Source organism: Thalassospira sp. MCCC 1A01148 (genome assembly GCF_001613795.1).
GTDB lineage: Bacteria > Pseudomonadota > Alphaproteobacteria > Rhodospirillales > Thalassospiraceae > Thalassospira.
This window is the reverse complement of sequence record NZ_LPVZ01000022.1, coordinates 173,050-192,562: the sequence shown is the minus strand read 5'-3', so window position 1 is coordinate 192,562 and position 19,513 is coordinate 173,050. Positions and strand designations below refer to the sequence as shown.

The following is a 19,513-nucleotide window of genomic DNA, read 5'->3' as shown; positions in this document are numbered from 1 at the left end:
ACGACCCCGGCTCAATACCATGTCAAACTGGCCGGAAGGTCCTGCTTGGGGGCAAGCGCGATCACCTGATCAAGGAACAGCCGTGCAATCGGTGACAGGCTTTTGCTTTTGCGGGTGATCACGCCGATATGGCGATGGCGTTCCGGGGTGGTGAGCGGCACAAACACCAGCTTTTCGGGTGCCGCCATATCCGACACGCGCGCTGCCAGTTCCGGCAGAACCGTGATCCCCACCCCTTCGGCGACCATGGCCGCCAGCGTGATGGTGTTGGATGTTTCGACAATCGGGCGCGGCAGGATCGGGCCGGTTGCGCCCAATGCGATATCGCTGCCTTCCTCTACACTGCTGGCGTTCGGATCAAGTGAGCGCAGCACCTTTTCCTCGGCCCGCATCGCCTTTTGCGCCCGCGCCAGAACCGTTTTCGCCGCCGGAATTCCCGCCGCCACCGCATCGCGCACAGCGGGGCTCAGGACCGGCATGGTGTCAGATGACAGATCGCTTGTGACACCGGGCTGCGCCATCAGCGCCCCGGTCCCGGATTCCGGCCCCAACCCGACAAGCCTCTCGCCGGTCAAATCCGACCAACGCAAAACCGACTTTTGGGCAAAGGCATGATCGGCGCGGCACAGCACGCCAAACCGGTCGGAAAACAGCGGGCGAAACGCAATATCGGGCAGCGCCTGCCATTCCCCGGCAATGCCGAAATCAGCGGCATTGTTTGCCACCGCCTCATGCACTTCACCGGCATTGCGTTCATCCAAACGAATGCGCGCATCGGGATGGGCGGCAACAAATTCGGAAATCACGGCGGGCAAAATACGCGTCAGAACCGAGGGTGCGGCTGCAATCGTAATCTTGCCGCCAACTCCCTTTGACAGCGCATCAAGATCACCAAGCGCCTCTTCAAAATCGGCCAGCAACCGCCGCGCAATCGGCAAAAACCGCTCGCCGGTCTGGGTCAGGGTTACCTGGCGGGTCGTGCGATCAAAAAGGGCAGCACCTGTGGCCTCTTCAAACTGGCGAATGGTGCTGGTCAGGGCTGGTGGTGTCAGGCCAAGTACATCTGCCGCAGCCGAGAAAGAGCCGTGATCGGCGACGGCGGCAAAAACGCGCATATGACGTAAACTGATCGAGGATAACATCCAGCCATTCCCAATTGTATGAGGATTAAATTTGCCGCCCAGCCGCCTTTCAGGGCAGTGGAATTCAGTAAAATCCGACAGACATCCATTATTAAATGAAATTGAATAATAGTTCAGACTTTTTAATTTGTCTTTGCAATGGCCTTGCTGTCAAATGACATTCATGCCAGATCGGACCCACCGGCCCGCACCGGAAAATCCGATAAAAGGCATATGATATTATCATACGAGTATTGAGAGAGCCTGATGTCCGTCCCTGCCCCGGCTGCCACCCCGGTTACCAATCCGGCCACCAATCCGGTTACCAACGCGTCAAACAAAAGCGTGATCAAAAAGCTGCCGGCCCTGACCCCGGATCGGTCGCTGGACAGTTTGACGCTGGGGTTTCTCAAAACGCTGGAGGCCGAGGGCAAGTTTGCCGGTGAAATCCATGCCGATTTCCCGACCCGGCTGATCAATGCCACCGATAACAGCGTCTATCAGGTGATGCCAACCGCCGTCCTGCAGCCCAGAACGCGCGATGACATCAATGTGGTGATGGAGCTTGCGGGCCGTGAGAAATTTTCCGAGGTCAAAATCACCCCGCGGGGCGGCGGGACCGGCACCAATGGCCAGTCGCTGAACAACACCATCATTCTTGATACCTCCAAACACCTGAACGATATCCTTGGCTTTGATGCCGAACGTGGCCTTGTGCATGTCGAGCCCGGTGTGGTGCTTGATCAGTTGAATGCCTGGCTGAAGCCATACGGCTATTTCTTCCCGCCGGCCGTGTCGACCGCGAGCCGCGCCACGGTGGGCGGCATGATCGGATCGGACAGTTCGGGCAAGGGATCGCGGATTTATGGCAAAACCAGCCATTACATCCATGACATGACCACGGTTCTGATCGACGGCACGGATTTCAATACCCGCGCGATGACAGCGACGGAAGCCAAAGACACCATGGACCGCGCGGATCGTGTCGGGCAGCTTTATAAAAAGGTCCATGACGAAATCGCGCCAAGGCGGGATCAGATCAAATCAACCTTCCCGGAAATGAACCGGGGGCTTACGGGCTATAACCTTAAGGAAGCGGTATCTGACACCGGGGACATGAACCTGTCCTTTCTGATTGCCGGGGCCGAGGGCAGCCTTGGCATGGTCAAGGAAATTACCTTCCGCGTCATTCCGCTGCCAAAACACAAGGCCGTCACGGTCGTGCGCTATGACAGCTTTGACAGTGCCCTTCGTCACGTCAAAACGCTGGTGCAGTTTGACCCCGTCGCGATTGAAAGCATCGATGACAAGGTCATGAAACTGGCCGAGCAGGATGAAAGCTGGCACATGCTGGGCAAGCTTCTCGGCACGGAAAACAGCAACACACCCACGCGCGGCTTTAACGTCGTCGAGTTCGTTGGCGAGAGCGAGGCCGAGGTGGCGGCCAAACAGGCGGAACTCAAAGCCTACCTTGAGGCCAACCCGACTGAAGACTACGCCCCCATCGGCTTTGTGCAGGCGACCGACCCGGGCCAAATCGCCGCCATCTGGTCGATCCGGGCGAAATCGGTGGGGCTTCTGGGCAATCTTGAGGGCAAACGCCGCGCCACCCCGTTTGTCGAAGATACCGCTGTTCCGCCAGAAAACCTTGCCGATTTCATTGCCGAGTTCCGGGCCCTTTTGGATGCCGAGGGACTTGATTACGGCATGTTTGGCCATGTCGATGTCGGGTGTTTGCATGTCCGCCCGCTGCTTGACATGATGGATGAAGAGGACGAGGCCCGCATCCGGCGCGTTTCCGATGCGGTGGCGGAGCTTACCAAACGCTATAACGGCCTGATCTGGGGCGAACATGGCAAGGGGTTCCGGGGCGAATACTCCCCCGTCTATTTCGGGCCGGAGCTTTATGATGTTCTGCGCCGCATCAAGGAGGCGTTTGATCCCGAAGGGCAGCTTAACCCCGGCAAGATCGCATCGCCGTATAGCAAAAACACACCGATCACCGCAATCGACGAAGCCCCGATGCGCGGCCAGTTTGACCGCCAGATCGAGGATGCGTTGCGTGATGAATACCTGAACGCGACGCGGTGTAACGGCAACGGGGCGTGCTTTAACTGGGATCTGATGGATGCCATGTGCCCGTCCTATAAGGTCACGCGATCGCGCGTGCATTCGCCCAAGGGCCGGGCCGGGATGATCCGCGAATGGATCCGCCAGCTTTCGGTCGGCACCGATCCGATGAACAAGGACTTGGCCGTCATCAATGGCCGGGATTTTTCCCATGACGTGTATGAGGCGATGGCCGGTTGCCTGTCGTGCAAGGCGTGTGCGGGGCAATGCCCGGTCAAGGTCGATATCCCGGAAATGAAATCCCGGTTCCTTGAGACCTATCACACGCGCTATAAACGCCCGATCAAGGACCATGTGATTGCGTCACTGGAAAATATCGCCCCGCTTCTGGCAAAGGCGCCGGGGCTGTTTAACGCGCTGCAATCCATCCCGCCGATGCCCTGGATCTTCAAACGCTTCATCGGCCTGACCGATTTGCCGAAACTCCATCGCCAAAGCCTTAAATCAGCCTTGCGCCAACGCGGCATTGGCAAGTTCAAGCAGGCAGAGTTGGAGGCCTTAAGCTCGGAAGAAAAGGCCAAGTCGGTGATCCTTGTGCAGGATTGCTTTACCACGCATTACGACACCCATGTGGTGCTGGCCCATGTCGATCTTTTGCAGCGCCTTGGATACCGCGTTTTCGTGCCGCCCTACCGCCCGAATGGCAAGGCGATGCATGTGAAGGGGTTCCTCAAACGCTTTGATTATCAGGCGACGCAAAATGACATCGTGCTGGGCAAAATCGCCAAATCCGGCGTGCCCATGATCGGGATCGAGGCCAGCGTGACCCTGACCTACCGGCAGGAATACGAACAGCGGCTTTCAAACCGCCCAGATTACCGCGTGCATCTGTTCCATGAATGGCTGGCGGGCGAGATCGAGCACGGCCGCCTCACCCCGCCGAAAATTGATAACGGCGTTAACATCAGCACCACGGAAACCCCGGCAAGCCTGTTCCCCCATTGCACGGAAAAGACGTCCATCCCCGATGTCGGTGTCAAATGGCAGAAGATCTTTGAGGCGTTCGGGTTAAAGCTCGCCACGGAAAAAACCGGGTGTTGTGGCATGGCCGGTGTCTATGGCCATGAAACCCGCCATCAGGAAACCTCGCGCGCGTTGTATGACCTGAGCTGGAAAAAGAAGGTCGATGCCACCGGCCCACAGAACATGCTGGTGACCGGCTATTCCTGCCGCTGTCAGGTGGACCGCTATGAAGGTGTGAAGCCGCAGCATCCGGTGGAATATCTGGCGCGGCATTTGGTTTGAGGATAAGAGATGGAACTTATACAAAACATCCTTGGCACGATCATCGCGCTTGCAGTTGGCGTATTCGTCATACGGGTTTTCTGGGTCAGCGGCCGAGATCGCCGATCCAGCGACGGCAGGGAGCATGGCTCTCTTCCCGGCACGCGGTATTATTCCGGATCAAATAGCGGCACCGGATCTGATCCTGGTGGTCGACCATAAATATCTCTGACAGTCCAACGTCTAAGGCTACGAAAGCCGCCAACCGGAGTCCCCATGATCCGTCACATCGTTCTGACCAAATTCAAGGCCGAGGTCACAAAGGCCGACATCGACAGCCTGTTTGCCAAGCTGGCGGACCTCAAAAGCCATATCCCCGGCATGCGCGGCTTTGAGGGCGGCGTTTCGGTCAGCCCGGAGGGCCTGGAACAAGGCTTCCGCCACGGATTTTCAATTGATTTTGACGATGCGGAAGCCCGAGACGCCTATCTGGAACACCCAGAGCATAAGGCCTTGGGTGGGCAGTTGGTGGGACTGCTTGACGGTGGTGTCGCCGGGTTGGTGGTGTTTGATTTGGTTGTTGGAACCTCAGCGTAGTCGTTCGGTTTTGAGCTCGAACAGCCTGCTCACAGTCTATCGCTGCAGCTGTCAGCTACTCTGCGATATTGTAAGAGTAAAGCCTTGCTTAGTATCCGGTAGAGCATTGGTAAAGGCGGTGAAGGAGTGACTATTAAACTAAGCGTACTCTGGAGACAAAGCTGTTTGAAAGTATGACAGCTCCGGGCCGCTCGCATTCAATCGTTTAAAGAACTGTGGTGGCTGGAAAGCTCCAACCTTGGAGCGAATCGACGACAACGATAGGCCCCTCCCTAGAGGAAACACGTCCTCGAACACAATTGCATAGCCCTTGGTCGCGCCAGAAAAATATTCTTTAAATTCAAATTCGCTAACGCCGCTGACGTCAGAAAATTCTTCCCAGATGCCATCTGGACTCGCCTCAGCGACCCGGTCCACTACACCAAGTGCGCAAACTTCGCCTTTTGGAAGTTTGCTATATATCCAGACGTGCGTGCCTGGCACAAGGTTGAGAGCTTTACGGCGCAACTCTACTTTCTTTTCTCCGCGAAGCATTCGGCGAACATATCGGTCTTCGACTGAGATAAGAATGTTATCCGTTCGCGCCATTCAATCCCCCTGCAGCAACCACTTTAAGTAGCTCGTTATGACTAATACGTGTTGCGGTAACAAACCGCGCACCATTGTTGCATCCGAGCTTACACAGTTTGCTGTATGACACGATATCGTTAAATTTCACTATACTGCTACAAAGCAAAGTTAGCTTGCGCGGACTTTTGCCAATGTTCTTAAGTTCCGAATGCCGCACTACACCAAATCGGTTGGTTTCAACTGCAATCTGTGCGGATGTCAGCTCTCGCACCTGTGTTGCATTTGCAATTGCGACTGCACTGCTTCGCCCATTTCCGGCAGACGACTCATAAAAAATAATCACACTATTGGGCTGTATAGTTTTATTCGGCCTACTGTAATAAACGCGTGAACTGTGAATCGAAGCGGAGTGATCCCCCAACAAAGAGAGCTGATCAGAAGTCCCAAGCAGGTCGTCCGCATAATATCTTCGGATTGGTACAATCAATCCATCGCGATGCGGCAAAAGAAGAATTAAAGGTGACAACAGCGTCTCAAATTCAGCGAGAGACAACTGATTGAGGTTATCCTCTGCGTCACGATACTCAATTACTTGACTGGCGCTTTCATACTTCGGTGGCTGCTCAGGCAACTTTATTTTGGCGAGAGCAATTAAGTCGGCCCTGAACTGAGACCAGAGATTACTTGTAATGACCTTGCCGTATGAAATTTTATGGAAAACTGTTCTAGAGGTTTTATCTTCATCGTCGGGGCGAAATCCCAGTGAGAGAGCGACTTCACGTGTTTTCGCATGCCCTACAGGTATTTCCAGCTCAAGAATTGCCGGCGCATGCTTAGATAAGTTCTCACAAAGTTTTCCAAGTAGGCCATCAACGACAGCTTTTGTATTTCCGGAAGTTTCGCTGGCAACTAATTTCACTGATGTGGCAGATGGTCCGCGCCGCTCAGCTTTCCAAGTCATCATTGCGACAAGCTTATTACCTTCTTTAACAGCCTGACAATGCGCTCCCGTCAGTCCTGTCCAACCTTTTAGCAAGGCGGATCGAAGACCTTCACTTAACAATACGATATCAAAGAAGCCTTCTACTTCGGCCTTGGACACAGCCTTAGCATCAACGATAGAGATTTCGACATTGGTGATTTCGTCCGAGCGAAACTCTAGTCCCCGATTAAATTCGTCGTCGGGGCTTTCAGCAAAATCGCTGACGCTCAAGACGTCCAACTGATAGTTTTCCAGCAGACGGTCTCGCGCTCTCAGAATTGCCTTCTCACTAGTGATGAAGCCATTAGCAGCGTGAATAATGCATAATGACAAATGCCTAAGGTCGGAAATATCTTGCTTAGTTAAAGTTGCCGACCGCGCACGATCCGGAAAAACCAATCTGGCAAGGTCATTCTGAAGACCTTTAAGTTTCCTTAGCTCGTCTTTATCCCTTACGTCCGGAATTTCAGAGAATAGGGCACATAGCTTCAGCATAGTATCGTCATCGGGATTATAGCTCGTGCGCAAGAGCTCTTTCGGAAACTCATCAGTCAAAGCTGCTTGAAACTCATGATTTAGAGCAGCTTTAAGAACTGCCTGTGCCTCCTTCTCGCGAGGTCGCCCTTTGCTAAAATCGAAAAGAACATTCAAGTCTATCGCATAAAGAGGCGTTGCTCCCGAAAAAGCGCTTTTCAACCCAAGGCTTGGAACCGAAGCTTGGCGTTGATCTCCCATTAGATCGAACAAATTGGGAGTATCGAGGTCCAGGACTTTCGTCAAAATGGTGCGGTTGCGGACCTTCCCACCTCTTTCTGATCGAACCGTTTCGAAACCTGAGTTCTCATAAAACTTGTTTGCGGCAACAAGGTCAGATGCCACCCGGGCAGTAATACTCAGATACCCTCTGGTTTCCGCCCAAGACACAAGAGTACTGATTAGGGATTTGCCTACACCCAGATGGCGACATTCCGCGACGCAATAGGTTTGCATAACCCTTACGTAAGGAAAAACGCCGCCAAACATTAAATGGCCAAGGTAAGCACCACCTGAAGAAACAGCTACAAATAGCTTTCCCTGCTCTGCTGCTTGTTGGTACGCAGCTTCTGGCAAAAAACCTAGCGCCAACCTCTCGGTATCAGCCGCTTCCCGGCAATCGGTCACAAATTTATATACGTCGACAGCCTTAGATAAAATTGAGAACCCAATAGCCAACTGCAACCCCTTTAATTTAACACCCACCAACACGTATAATATTTGGCGGACTGCCTATACAAGAACTAGTTAAAGTAGAAACTCAAATTTCTTGTAAGAGGTCTAGTTGTTCATTCGCGCAATTTATTAAAACTCGGGCCCAAAGAGAGGAACTGAAAGCTACGTAGCTTAACCAAACCCAAAACCTCGCGGTCACGGCACTCAAATTTGTTTTGCAGAAGACAAGAAACGCCAAAAGGCAGCACCTATTTATGGTACTGCCTTTTGGTTTTGGTGCGTGTGGCTCGAGATTCCCGCCTGCGCGGGAATGACGGTGTGGGGTGGTGGTGGCGGTTGAGCCTGCTGGATCAGACTGGCTTTGAGGTCACCAGATTTGATTTCTGCCGGGCTAAGTATTTGCCATCGCCCTTTTGCCCCGTAACTTCGCCGTCCTTGACCACGGTTTTGCCGCGCACGATGGTGTGGACGGGCCAGCCTTTGACTTCGAGGCCTTCATAGGGGCTGTAATCGCAGCCCTGTTGCAGGATGTCATTGGTGATGGTGACGTTTTTGTTGGGGTCCCAAAGTGCGAGGTCAGCATCCGAGCCAATGGCGATTGTGCCCTTTTGCGGGTACATGCCATACAGCTTGGCGTGGTTGGTTGCGGTGAGTGCCACAAAGCGGTTGAGGTCGATGCGGCCTTTTTGCACGCCTTCGGAAAACAGGATCGGCAGGCGGGTTGCCACACCGGGGATGCCGTTGGGGATCCATCGGAAGCTTTTCTTGCCCTTTTCATTGAGCTTGCCTTCCGGGTCGTTAAAGCGGAACGGGCAATGATCGGATGAGAACAGGTCAAACACACCGCGTTCCAGACCATCCCAACAGGCGTCCTGACTTTCCTTGTCACGTGGCGGCGGGGAGCAGACGAATTTTGCCCCTTCGAGTTCTTCCTGATCAAGATCATCAGCGGTCAGCATAAGATATTGCGGGCAGGTTTCGCCAACGACCTTGGAGCCGCGTACGCGGGCGCGTTCGATTTCTTCCATCGCCTGCTGGTTCGACACATGGACAATCACAATCGGGGTATCGACGATTTCGGCCAGTGACAGCGCGCGATGGGTGGCTTCACGTTCGGCCGCAATCGGGCGCGTCGTGGCGTGGGATTTGGCGGAGAATTCACCGGCTGCTTCGTGCTGACCGATCAGGAAGCGAATGGCGTCCTCGTTCTCGCAATGGACCAGCACCAGCGCGCCGGTATTGCGCGCCGCATCAAGGGTATCGAGGATTTCATCATCGCGCAGACGCAGGTTTTCATAGGTCATGAAGACCTTGAAGGAGGTATAGCCGTCCTCGACCAGGGCCGGGAGTTCCTGGCCCAGTACGGACGGGGTCGGATCGGTGACGATCAGGTGGAAGGCCACATCAATATGGCAATTGCCATCCGCCTTGGCGTGATAGACATCGAGCGAATGACGCAGGCTGTCGCCCTTTTCCTGCATGCAGAACGCCAGGATCGAGGTGTTGCCGCCGATGGCCGCCGATCGGGTGCCACTTTCGAAATCATCGGCCATGACGATGCCATCGCCGGATGGCTGATCAATATGCACGTGGCTGTCGATGCCGCCCGGCATAACGTAAAGCCCGGTGGCATCGATGATGTCGTCCGCGCCGCTCAGGGCATCGGCGATGGCGGCAATTTTGCCATCCTTGATGCCAAGATCGGCAATATAGGTGTCGCTGGCGGTGACGATGGTGCCGTTTTTGATGATGCGGTCAAACTGCATGATGTGGCCTGCCCCCCTTATTGATCGGTCGCGTCAAGCAGGCGGTCAAACGCCGCCGTCAGACGGTCCACCTGTTCAATCGTGTTGTAGTGCACCATCGACACACGCAAAACGCCAGCATTATCAGACAGGCCCATATATTCGACCAGACGGCGTGAATGGAAATCACCAAAGCGAATGGCGATCTTTTCACGGTCAATGATCTTGCAGACGTCCTCTGCATTACGGCCATCAAAGCGGAACGCAATGGTCGGGATGCGCGTGCCGTCGCGATTGTCATCCTGCCCGACGATGACGCAATCATTGCGGCCGCGCAGATAGGTCAGAAGACGTTCGGTCAGGGCATTTTCCTGTGCCGCGATGGCGTCATAGGCGGCGACGATTTTATCGCGCACGGTGCCGGACCCGCCTGCACGTTCGCCAAGCTCCGTCAGGTAATCGACAATGCCGCAAACCGAATAGGCCATTTCATAGCTGGGGTTGCCGGCCTCAAGCTTTCCGGGGACTTTGTCCTTGCCGTAGAAGTAGTGATAGAGCGTATCAAGCTCGAGCAGCAGGTCATACTTGCCATACATCATCGCCCCATGCGGGCCGTATGTTTTATAGAGGCTAAAGACATAATAGTCGGCGTCAAAGGCCTGCACATCCACCGCACGATGCGGCGCATAGGCGACAGCATCGATACAGATTTTCGCACCATTGGCGTGGGCGTAATCGGCGAATTCACGGATCGGATTGATTTCGCCAATGATGTTGGACACGTGCGTGACACAAACCAGTTTGGTGCGGTCGCTCATTGCGGCCTTGAGGCCATCAAGGCTGAGACGGCCGGTTTTGACATCGGGTTCCCAGAAACGGATGTTCACACCGAATTCCTCGAGCGCCACCCACGGGCCGATATTGCTTTCATGATCGCCGATGGTAACGACAATCTCGTCACCCGGTTTGAACTGGCTGCGCATGGCGCGCGCGAGGTTTTGCAGCAATACCGTGGTCGAGGCGCCGAAAATGATTTCTTCGGGGCGGCTCGCATTGACCAGCTGGGCGGCAGACTTGCGCGCATCCAGAAGGGCTTCGGCCGCCTTTTGCGAGACTTCGTAGGACCCGCCGATCTGCACATTACGCTCGATCAGGAAGGCATTTATGCGGTCCAGTGCCTTGGACAGGATTTGCGATCCGCCGGCATTGTCAAAGAAGGTCCAGCCATTGGCAAGGGCTGGAAACTGGCTGTGGACATAGTCCATATCAAGGGTACGTTGATCTGCCATTGAAGGCATCCTCCGGTTGATTTGTCTTTTATTCTAATGGTCGAGAACGGCGTGGAGGAAGTTCCTTGTGCGTTCTTCTTTGGGCGCATCGAAAATTTCGGTCGGGGTTCCGGCCTCGATAATCGCGCCACCATCCATGAACAGGACGCGGTCGGCGACCTGACGGGCAAAGCCCATTTCATGGGTGACCACGACCATGGTGACCCCGGTCCCGGCGAGCTTTTTCATGACATCGAGAACCTCGCCAACCATTTCGGGATCAAGGGCGGAGGTTGGCTCGTCAAACAGAAGCACACGCGGTTCCATGGCAAGGGCACGGGCAATCGCCACACGCTGTTGCTGCCCGCCCGAGAGTGGGGCCGGGTATTTGTCGGCCTGAACCGAAATGCCGACCTTTTCAAGCAGATCGCGGGCGCGTTTTTCGGCGTCCGCCTCGGACATTTTGCGGACCCGGATCGGGGCCAGCATGACATTGCGCAGCACGGTCATGTGCGGGAACAGGTTAAACGACTGAAACACCATGCCGACTTCGGCCCGGACCTGATCCAGATCGGGACCCGGGCGCACCGGGATGCCATCAACGGTGATTTCGCTGCCGTCCTCGAACGCTTCGAGATGGTTGATGCAACGGATCAGGGTTGATTTGCCAGAGCCCGACGGGCCGACAACGCACAGCACTTCGCCCTGGGCGATTTCAAGGTCGATGCCATGCAGGGCGGTGAACTGGCCATAGGTCTTGCGCAGGTTGGAAATTTTGATCAGTGGCGCTTTCATCAGCTTCTCCCGCGGCTAAAACGTTTTTCAAGATGCGCGACATAGCGCACCATCGGCAGAAGCAGGATCAGATAGATCACGGCAGCGCCAATCAGCGGCGTCGGGTTGGCGGCAAGTGCCTGCGCCTGGGTCGCCTGTTTGAGCAGGTCGGGCATGGCAACAACCGATGCCAGTGCGGTGTCTTTCAGCACATTGATGCAGTTATTGGTCAGCGGCGGAATGACGATGCGGATGGCTTGGGGCAGGATGACATCGGTCATGATGTAGCGGTTGGAAAGACCGAGGGCCGCGGATGCTTCAAACTGGCCCTTGGGGATGGCTTCGATGCCCGCGCGGAAAATTTCGGCCGTGTAGGCCGCGGACACCAGCGTCAATGCGGTGACCGCCGAAAAGAATGGCGAAAGGCGCACACCGACAAAGGGCAGCGCGTAATACACAATGATCAGCAGCACCAGAAGCGGGATCGAGCGGAACACATCGATATAGCCACGCACAAGCGCAGTGACGACCGGCCCGGCATACAGGCGCAAAACGGCCAGAAACAGCCCGCCGATCAGACCGGCAATGATGCTGGTTGCGCCGATCCCGATGGTGACAAGCAAGCCGTTCATCAGTTGCGGCAGGCTTTGCATCAGGACGGGGATGTTAAAGAAAGTCGAAAATAAATCCATTTCACCACCAAGTCAGAGTTGCCCCACCGACGATACCGGGAGCCGTTTGGTACCGTCGGTGAGCAAGAGATGCGATATGCGCTTAGTCGATGGACGGCATATCAAGCACCTTAACCGTCGAGGTGGTGTCTTCCGGGGCTGCACCGAACCAGGTTTCATGCAGACCGGCGATGAAGCCTTCTTTTTTCAGTTCGGTGATAACATCGTTAACTTCGGTTGCGAGTTCGGCATCCTTGTTGAACATGATCGAGTATTTTTCACCCGTCGTGATGCGCTCGACCACTTTGAGGTTCGGCTTGTCCTTGACGTAATAGAGCAGCGCCGGAATGTCGCTTACGTAACCGTCGATACGGCCCGCCTGCAGATCAAGCATCGCCGGGGACAGGCCTTCGTAACGGCGGACATCGGCAATGCCGTATTCGTCGCCATTCTTGGTCACCCACATGTCACCGGTGGATCCGGTATCAACACCAACGGCCTTGCCATCCATGTCTGCAAGACCCGAAACGCCGCCTTCTGCCGTGGCGGTCAGGGACTGGTCACTGTCATAGTAAGGCTGTGCGAAGGTGACAGACTCAAGGCGCTTGTCGGTGATGGTGATGGATGAAACCGCCATGTCGATCCGGCCCGACTGCACGGCCGGGAACAGGCCGTTGAAAGGGATGTTGACGAACTCGACCGACTTGCCAAGGCGGCTTGCGATTTCATTGACGAGATCGACTTCGAAACCGACCACGGTGCCGTCAGCTTCTTCGAATTCCCACGGCACGTTGCCGATATTGGCCCCAACGGTCAGGTCTGCTGCGTTTGCGGATGCCAGTGAGGACACGGCAAGAACGCCGCCAACGACGCTGGATGTCAGAAAGTTGAGAAACTTCATTATGAATTCCTTGTGTTTTTAGCCTACCCTGAGATACTTCTGGTCTAACTGGTCTGACCAGTCAGGCCAGACAAACATATTTGGATGACACGTGCAAGATTGTTTGTGCAAAAATGAGTCAGATTTGTTTTCATACCAACAACTGAGCAAAAAATACGCAAGAAGGACCCGAGGGAATGTTCAACCGCACGCCGCTACCGCAGACGGTCGCACGCCAAATTCAGGACATGATCCAGAATGGGGAACTGACCCCGGGCGACAAAATCCCATCCCAGCGCGAATTCGCGCAGAAATTCGGCATTTCCCGGGCTTCATTGCGCGAAGCACTTCTGACCCTTGAAACACTTGGCCTGATCAAGACCGAAGCCGGGCGTGGCACCTTTGTGACCGACCCGGAGAGTCGTAGCAAAGCAGACATGGCACCGTGGCGCTATTCGGAAAGCCACAGTGTTTTTGACGTGTTCCAGACGCGCATGATCCTTGAAAGTGAAATTGCCGCGCTGGCCTGTGGCCGCCTGACCGCGACCCAGCTTGAAGCAATGGAAGATGCGACCAACCGCATGGAAAAATGCTGGGCCGAACAGGATCTGATTGCCAATGTCGAGGCCGATCTGGAATTCCACGCAACGATTGTCGAGGCATGTTCGAACAGCATGATGCGCGAACTTTATCAGGCGGTGCGCGACAAGATCACCGAAACCCAGCGCCAGCCGATCCCGATCACCGACCCGGAACGCATGCGGGAATCCATCGGCGAACACCGCAAAATCATTGCGGCCCTGCGCAACAATGATGCCGACGGCGCACGACGTGAAATGCAGGCCCATGTCCGCAACACCGCGCGTTGTGCCGGTTTGCAAACCTAAGCCTGATCATCCGCCCTACCCGATCACAAACGGCGTCCTGATATCCCGGGACGCCGTTTGTGCTTTTCATGACATGAAATCCCGTCATTCCGGGCGCAGCAAAGCGCAGACCCGAAATCCATCTCCCGTACCACCGATTGAGATTCCCGCCTTCGCGGGAATGACGACGTCGTAAAAGGCTTGTTTCCGATTAGCCCTTTCGAAGCGTGATCACGGTGAGTTCGGCCGGCACGCCAACGCGGATGGCAAAGCCCGGCCATTGGGCGGTGCCGTTATTGACGTAAAGCTGCATGCCGTCAATGTCATACATGCCCGACACAAAGCCGCCATTGACCATGGCAACGATATTGTCAAAGCCCCATACCATGCCGCCATGGGTATGACCGGAAAGTTGCAGGTCCACACCCAGCGGGGCGGCATCACGGGCCATTTTCGGTTGGTGATCAAGCAGGATCACCGGGGCATTTTGCGGGCGACCTTCCAGCGCCTTGGCAACATCTGGTTCAGGGCGGTCCGTGTTGCCGGCGCGAAGGTCGGTAACACCGGCGATGGTCAGCTGATCCCCATCACGGTCCAGCACGATATGATCGTTTTCAAGGGTGAGCATATTGAGCCCGCCATAATGGCGCATCCAGTTTTCATAGCCGAAATAATATTCATGGTTGCCCGGAATGGTGATGACGCCATCAGGGGCGACAAGATCGTGAAGCGGCTGCACATCATCGTAGCGCAGCGGCAATTCACCATCGATCAGATCGCCGGTGATCACGATCAGGTCCGGCTCAAGCGCGTTGGTTTTTTCAACCACCTCGGCCACCCAGGGGCGCTCATAGAACTTGCTGATGTGAAGGTCGGTCAGCTGCACAAGCCGATAGCCATCAAACCGGTCCGGCAGATTGCGGATGGTGACATCCATTTCCTTGACGTCGGGCACACGCATGCTTTCTGCCACGCCAAAGCTGGCCAGTGCGATGGCAGCAAAGGACATGATGGTGCGCAAGATTTTTGGCGGGTGCTGCTTGCGGCGCAGGATCACCCAGCGCAGAAGAAGCCCGACCAGGTCATAGGCCAACTGGAACCACGCCAGAAAGAAAATCACGCCAAAGGCAACATTGACCGCCACCACAACCGACTGCGGGAATTCCGGCAAGAACATGCTGCCAAAGGCAATGCGGGAATACAGATGATGCTGGGAGCCAACCAGAAGCAACACGCCAAAGGCGACCTTTGCCCAAAGCGGCCACGCCAGATACCGCACGTGACGCAAAAGAACATACAAACAGGCAAGAGCGACATTGATGTGAAAAAACAGCACCGGACAGACAATCCTTTGAAAACAAACCAATCGCAGCGCAATATAGCCGAAACGCCCGTAACAATCGCCGCCAATTTGGCGGGAAATGCTCCGAACGCCGCATATGGCCCATAAGGGGCTTGCGCCACCCATCCGTTAAACGTCTGAAACCGGCAAATGGTTTTCAAATAGATTGCGCAACATCAAAGCACAGCGAATTGCAATCACCTAGGATCATTCCAGAAAGTGTCGCGTTGCAAAGACAAGTGACTTTTGGTCAGATGGATTGACGGCGTCAACAAACCCATCCCGGCCTGCCAACGCTCTGCCTTGGTCCGCCCCGTTTTCGGAGAATGGAATGAAAAGCTTGCGTGCCGTGTTGATCGTTCTTGTGGTGATTGTCGCCGCTGCGGCGGGTGGCTATGCCTATTGGCAGGCACAGCAATCAGATCTGCCTGACTATATCGCATCGGGCAATGGCCGCATTGAGGCCGAGGAAGTGCGTGTTGCCACCAAATATGCCGGGCGGGTGGAAGAAGTTCTGGTCGAGGAAGGTGATCAGGTCACGCGCGGGCAGGTATTGGCGCGCATGGATACCGCCGAACTGATGGCCAGCCGCGCACGCGCCCGTGCGGAGGTCGCGAGCGCCGAGCAAGGCATTGCCGAGGCCGAAGCCCAGATTATCCAACGCGAAAGCGAGCTTTCCTTTGCCGAGCAGCAGCTTTCGCGTGCCGAAGAGCTTGTCAAAAACAACAACATTTCCCGACAGGAAGTCGATCAGCGCCGGGCCGACCGTGACATTGCACGCGCCGCCCTGAGCGCGGCCAAGGCGCGCCTGACCAGTTCGCGCCTGAATGTCGCCGCCGCATCGGCAGCACTTGATGGCATTGAAGTCCAGATTGATGATTCGGTCCTGAGGGCGCCTCGCGATGGTCGGGTACAATACCGCCTTGCCGAACCGGGAGAGGTTCTGGCCGGTGGTGGCCCGGTGATCACCATGATCGATCTGACCGATGTCTACATGAATGTGTTCTTGCCCACCCGTCAGGCAGGGCTGGCGTTTGTCGGCAATGAGGCCCGGATTGTTCTGGATGCCGCGCCAGATTTTGTCATTCCGGCCAAGGTATCGTTTGTCGCCGATGATGCGCAATTTACCCCGCGCGAGGTCGAAACAAGGGCAGAGCGTGACAAGCTGATGTTTCGCGTCAAGGTGCGGATCGACCCGGAATTGCTGGCCGAGCATATCAAGCGGGTGAAAACCGGCCTGCCCGGCGAGGCTTATGTCATGCTGGCCGATCATGACAACTGGCCGGATGCCTTCACCCCGAATGTTCCTGATGACGCGACCCTGCGTCAGAACACGCAATAGAGCGCAACATAATGGTGGAGCACACCAACCACAGCGACGACGCATCCCGAATTGCTGTGCGCCTTGACGGGGTGACGCACTGCTATGGCAAGGTCACATCCCTTGATGACATCAGCCTTGAAATCCCGGCCGGACAGACGGTTGGCTTTATCGGCCCGGACGGGGTGGGTAAATCAAGTGCGCTGGCCCTGATATCAGGTGCGCGCAAGGTGCAGGACGGAACGGTCGAGACGCTTGGTGGATCAATGAAAGACACCCGGCACCGCAACGCGATCCTGCCGCGCATTGCCTATATGCCGCAAGGGCTTGGCAAGAACCTGTATATGGATCTGACGGTGCGCGAGAACCTTGAATTCTTTGGCCGCCTGTTTGGGCAGGGAAAGCGCGAGCGTGATGAACGCATAGCACGGCTTGTCGAGGCGACCGGACTTGATCCGTTTACCGAGCGCCCGGCGGGCAAGCTTTCGGGCGGGATGAAACAGAAACTGGGTCTATGCTGCGCGCTGATCCATGATCCCGATATCCTGATCCTTGATGAACCGACCACGGGTGTTGATCCGCTGTCACGCCAGCAATTCTGGCAACTGATCGATGCGATCCGCCAAACCCAAAGCGAGATGACGGTTCTGGTCGCCACCGCCTATATGGATGAGGCGGCGCGCTTTGACCGGCTGATTGCGATGAATGATGGCAAGGTGCTTGCGACCGGCACAGCAAACGAGATTTTGGAGCGCACCGGGACGGATACGCTTGAGGCGGCCTTTATCGCGCTGTTGCCCGAAGAGAAACGCAAAGGCCATCATGAGCTGACCATCCCGGAACGCACCATTCATGGCGACACGCCAGCGATTGTTGCCGAACACCTGACCAAGAAGTTTGGCGATTTTACTGCGGTCGATGATGTCAGCTTCCGCATTGAGAAAGGCGAGATTTTCGGATTTCTGGGTTCCAACGGCTGTGGCAAGACCACGACCATGAAGATGCTGACCGGGCTTTTGAATGCGTCCGAAGGCACGGCCGAACTTTTTGGCAAGCCGGTGGACGGGAAGGATATCGCGCTTCGCAATCGGGTTGGCTATATGAGCCAGGCCTTTTCGCTGTATTCCGAATTGACCGTTATGCAGAACCTTGAGCTGCATGCGCATCTGTTTCACCTGGGCCACGACAAAATCAAGCCGCGGATCGACGAGCTTTCCAAGCGGTTCGGGCTTGGCCCCTATCTTGAGGATCTAAGCGAGAGGTTGCCGCTTGGCGTGCGTCAGCGATTGTCATTGGCAGTCGCGATCATCCACAACCCGGAAATCCTGATTTTGGATGAGCCGACATCGGGTGTTGATCCGGTCGCACGTGACGAATTCTGGGAATTGCTGGTCGAACTTTCGCGTGATCAGGGGGTGACGATTTTTATATCCACCCACTTCATGAACGAGGCAGAACGCTGTGATCGCATATCGCTGATGCATGCGGGCAAGGTTTTGATCAGCGACACGCCAAGCGCCATCACCAAGGGGCGCGGTTGCGACACACTGGAAGAAGCCTTTATCAGCCATCTTGAGGAAGCAGATGGCGCAGACGGGGACACCACGCCCGCCCCTGCCCCGGAAGATGCGCTAAGCGCAAGCAATGACGACCAAGTCAGCTGGAAACCGGCCCGCGCATCATTGTTCAGCTTCCGGCGGTTATGGGCCTATTCCCTGCGTGAAACCATGGAACTGGTGCGCGATCCGATCCGCCTGATGTTTGCGTTGATCGGGACCGCAATCCTGATGCCGGTATTTGGCTGGGGGATTACCTTTGACGTTGAAAACCTGACCTATGCGGTGCTTGATCGTGACCGCAGTCAGGAAAGCCGCACCTATATCGAGAACCTTTCAGGTTCACGCTATTTCGAGGAACAGGAACCGCTTGCCAGCATTGGCGATCTTGAAGCCAGGATGTTGTCGGGCGAGATCACGCTGGCGATTGAAATTCCGCCGGGCTTTGGCCGTGATGTCGGTCGTGGGGCCAGCCCTGAAATCGGGGCGTTTATTGATGGCTCCATGCCATTTCGTGCCGAGACTATTCACGGCTATGTCGAAGGCATTCATCAGCGGTATCTGAGCGAGCACCGCAAACGCGATGTTGGCACTGCTGATATGGGCCAGCCGATGCGCATCGAGACGCGCTATCGCTATAATCAGGATTTCAAAAGCATCTATGCCATGGTGCCATCCGTTATTGCGTTGCTTTTGATGTTTATCCCCGCCGTTTTGATGGCGGTTGGCGTGGTGCGCGAAAAGGAACTGGGATCAATCACCAACCTTTATGTGACCCCGGTTTCCAAGCTTGAGTTTTTATGGGGCAAGCAATTGCCCTATATCGGGCTTGGCCTGATCAACTTTGTCTTGATGACGGCGATGGCGCTGTTCTGGTTTGAGGTGCCGTTGCAGGGCAATGGCCTGACCCTTCTGGTCGGTGCGATCCTGTTTGTCACGGCGACCACGGGTCTTGGGCTTTTGATTTCATCCTTTACCAGCACACAGATCGCGGCCCTTTTTGGTACGGCGATTGCGACCATGGTGCCGTCTGTGATGTTTTCGGGGATGATGCAGCCGGTCTCTTCGCTTGAAGGCGCGCCGGTGGTGCTTTCAACCATCATCCCGACATCGCATTTCATGTCGATCAGTGTCGGCACCTTTACCAAGGCGCTTGGCTTTGCAGAGCTTTATCCCGAACTGATCAGCCTTCTGATCTTTTTCCCGGCATTGACCGTGCTTTCGATGCTGCTTCTCAGAAAGCAGGAGGTGTAAGCA

The 19,513-nt window shown here is 55.5% G+C and carries 14 protein-coding genes; 5 read left to right on the top strand and 9 right to left on the bottom strand.

What is annotated here, in order from left to right; translation table 11 throughout:
• Positions 1-11 precede the first annotated feature (11 nt).
• Complete coding sequence (locus AUQ43_RS18355; protein ID WP_062957757.1) at positions 12-1,142, bottom strand: LysR family transcriptional regulator; 1,131 nt, start codon at positions 1,140-1,142, stop codon at positions 12-14.
• Positions 1,143-1,388: 246 nt separating this feature from the next.
• Here AUQ43_RS18355 and AUQ43_RS18350 point away from each other — a divergent pair, with 246 nt between their 5' ends.
• Positions 1,389-4,496: an FAD-binding and (Fe-S)-binding domain-containing protein gene (locus AUQ43_RS18350; RefSeq protein ID WP_062957756.1), complete on the top strand. Its 3,108-nt coding sequence runs from the start codon at positions 1,389-1,391 to the stop codon at positions 4,494-4,496.
• Positions 4,497-4,751: 255 nt separating this feature from the next.
• Positions 4,752-5,072, top strand: coding sequence for a Dabb family protein (locus AUQ43_RS18345; protein ID WP_062957755.1), 321 nt, complete (start codon positions 4,752-4,754; stop codon positions 5,070-5,072).
• Between the two features lie 138 nt (positions 5,073-5,210).
• On the opposite strand, the gene AUQ43_RS18340 is transcribed toward AUQ43_RS18345, so the two are convergent.
• From AUQ43_RS18340 to AUQ43_RS18310, 7 genes are all read right to left on the bottom strand, one after another.
• Positions 5,211-5,660, bottom strand: coding sequence for a transcriptional regulator (locus AUQ43_RS18340; RefSeq protein WP_114129834.1), 450 nt, complete (start codon positions 5,658-5,660; stop codon positions 5,211-5,213).
• Positions 5,644-7,836 carry a GNAT family N-acetyltransferase gene (locus AUQ43_RS18335; protein WP_181838550.1) on the bottom strand — a complete coding sequence of 731 codons (2,193 nt, stop codon included), beginning with the start codon at positions 7,834-7,836 and terminating at the stop codon, positions 5,644-5,646. The genes AUQ43_RS18340 and AUQ43_RS18335 overlap by 17 nt, the downstream gene beginning before the upstream one ends.
• 347 nt (positions 7,837-8,183) lie before the next feature.
• Positions 8,184-9,599 (bottom strand): dihydropyrimidinase, encoded by a 1,416-nt coding sequence (gene hydA, locus AUQ43_RS18330; RefSeq protein ID WP_062957752.1) that lies wholly within the window; start codon positions 9,597-9,599, stop codon positions 8,184-8,186.
• A 17-nt stretch (positions 9,600-9,616) separates the two neighbouring features.
• Positions 9,617-10,867 (bottom strand): cysteine desulfurase-like protein, encoded by a 1,251-nt coding sequence (locus AUQ43_RS18325; RefSeq protein WP_062957751.1) that lies wholly within the window; start codon positions 10,865-10,867, stop codon positions 9,617-9,619.
• A 33-nt stretch (positions 10,868-10,900) separates the two neighbouring features.
• Positions 10,901-11,641: an amino acid ABC transporter ATP-binding protein gene (locus tag AUQ43_RS18320; protein ID WP_062957750.1), complete on the bottom strand. Its 741-nt coding sequence runs from the start codon at positions 11,639-11,641 to the stop codon at positions 10,901-10,903.
• The gene (locus AUQ43_RS18315) at positions 11,641-12,312 is read right to left on the bottom strand and encodes an amino acid ABC transporter permease (RefSeq protein WP_062957749.1); all 672 of its coding nucleotides are present in this window, start codon (positions 12,310-12,312) and stop codon (positions 11,641-11,643) included. Before AUQ43_RS18315 ends, AUQ43_RS18320 begins: the two co-directional genes overlap by 1 nt.
• An 82-nt stretch (positions 12,313-12,394) precedes the next feature.
• On the bottom strand, positions 12,395-13,192 hold the full coding sequence (locus AUQ43_RS18310; protein ID WP_062957748.1) for a transporter substrate-binding domain-containing protein: 798 nt from the start codon (positions 13,190-13,192) through the stop codon (positions 12,395-12,397).
• 176 nt (positions 13,193-13,368) lie between these two features.
• Here AUQ43_RS18310 and AUQ43_RS18305 point away from each other — a divergent pair, with 176 nt between their 5' ends.
• Positions 13,369-14,058 (top strand): FadR/GntR family transcriptional regulator, encoded by a 690-nt coding sequence (locus tag AUQ43_RS18305; RefSeq protein ID WP_062957747.1) that lies wholly within the window; start codon positions 13,369-13,371, stop codon positions 14,056-14,058.
• 190 nt (positions 14,059-14,248) lie between these two features.
• Here the strand turns inward: AUQ43_RS18305 and AUQ43_RS18300 are convergent, their stop codons facing one another.
• Positions 14,249-15,373: a metallophosphoesterase gene (locus AUQ43_RS18300; protein ID WP_084272167.1), complete on the bottom strand. Its 1,125-nt coding sequence runs from the start codon at positions 15,371-15,373 to the stop codon at positions 14,249-14,251.
• Between the two features lie 337 nt (positions 15,374-15,710).
• On the opposite strand from AUQ43_RS18300, the gene AUQ43_RS18295 reads away from it, so the two are divergent.
• The gene (locus tag AUQ43_RS18295) at positions 15,711-16,721 is read left to right on the top strand and encodes an HlyD family secretion protein (RefSeq protein WP_062957746.1); all 1,011 of its coding nucleotides are present in this window, start codon (positions 15,711-15,713) and stop codon (positions 16,719-16,721) included.
• Between the two features lie 11 nt (positions 16,722-16,732).
• Positions 16,733-19,510 carry a ribosome-associated ATPase/putative transporter RbbA gene (gene rbbA, locus AUQ43_RS18290; RefSeq protein WP_062957745.1) on the top strand — a complete coding sequence of 926 codons (2,778 nt, stop codon included), beginning with the start codon at positions 16,733-16,735 and terminating at the stop codon, positions 19,508-19,510.
• Positions 19,511-19,513: the final 3 nt, after the last annotated feature.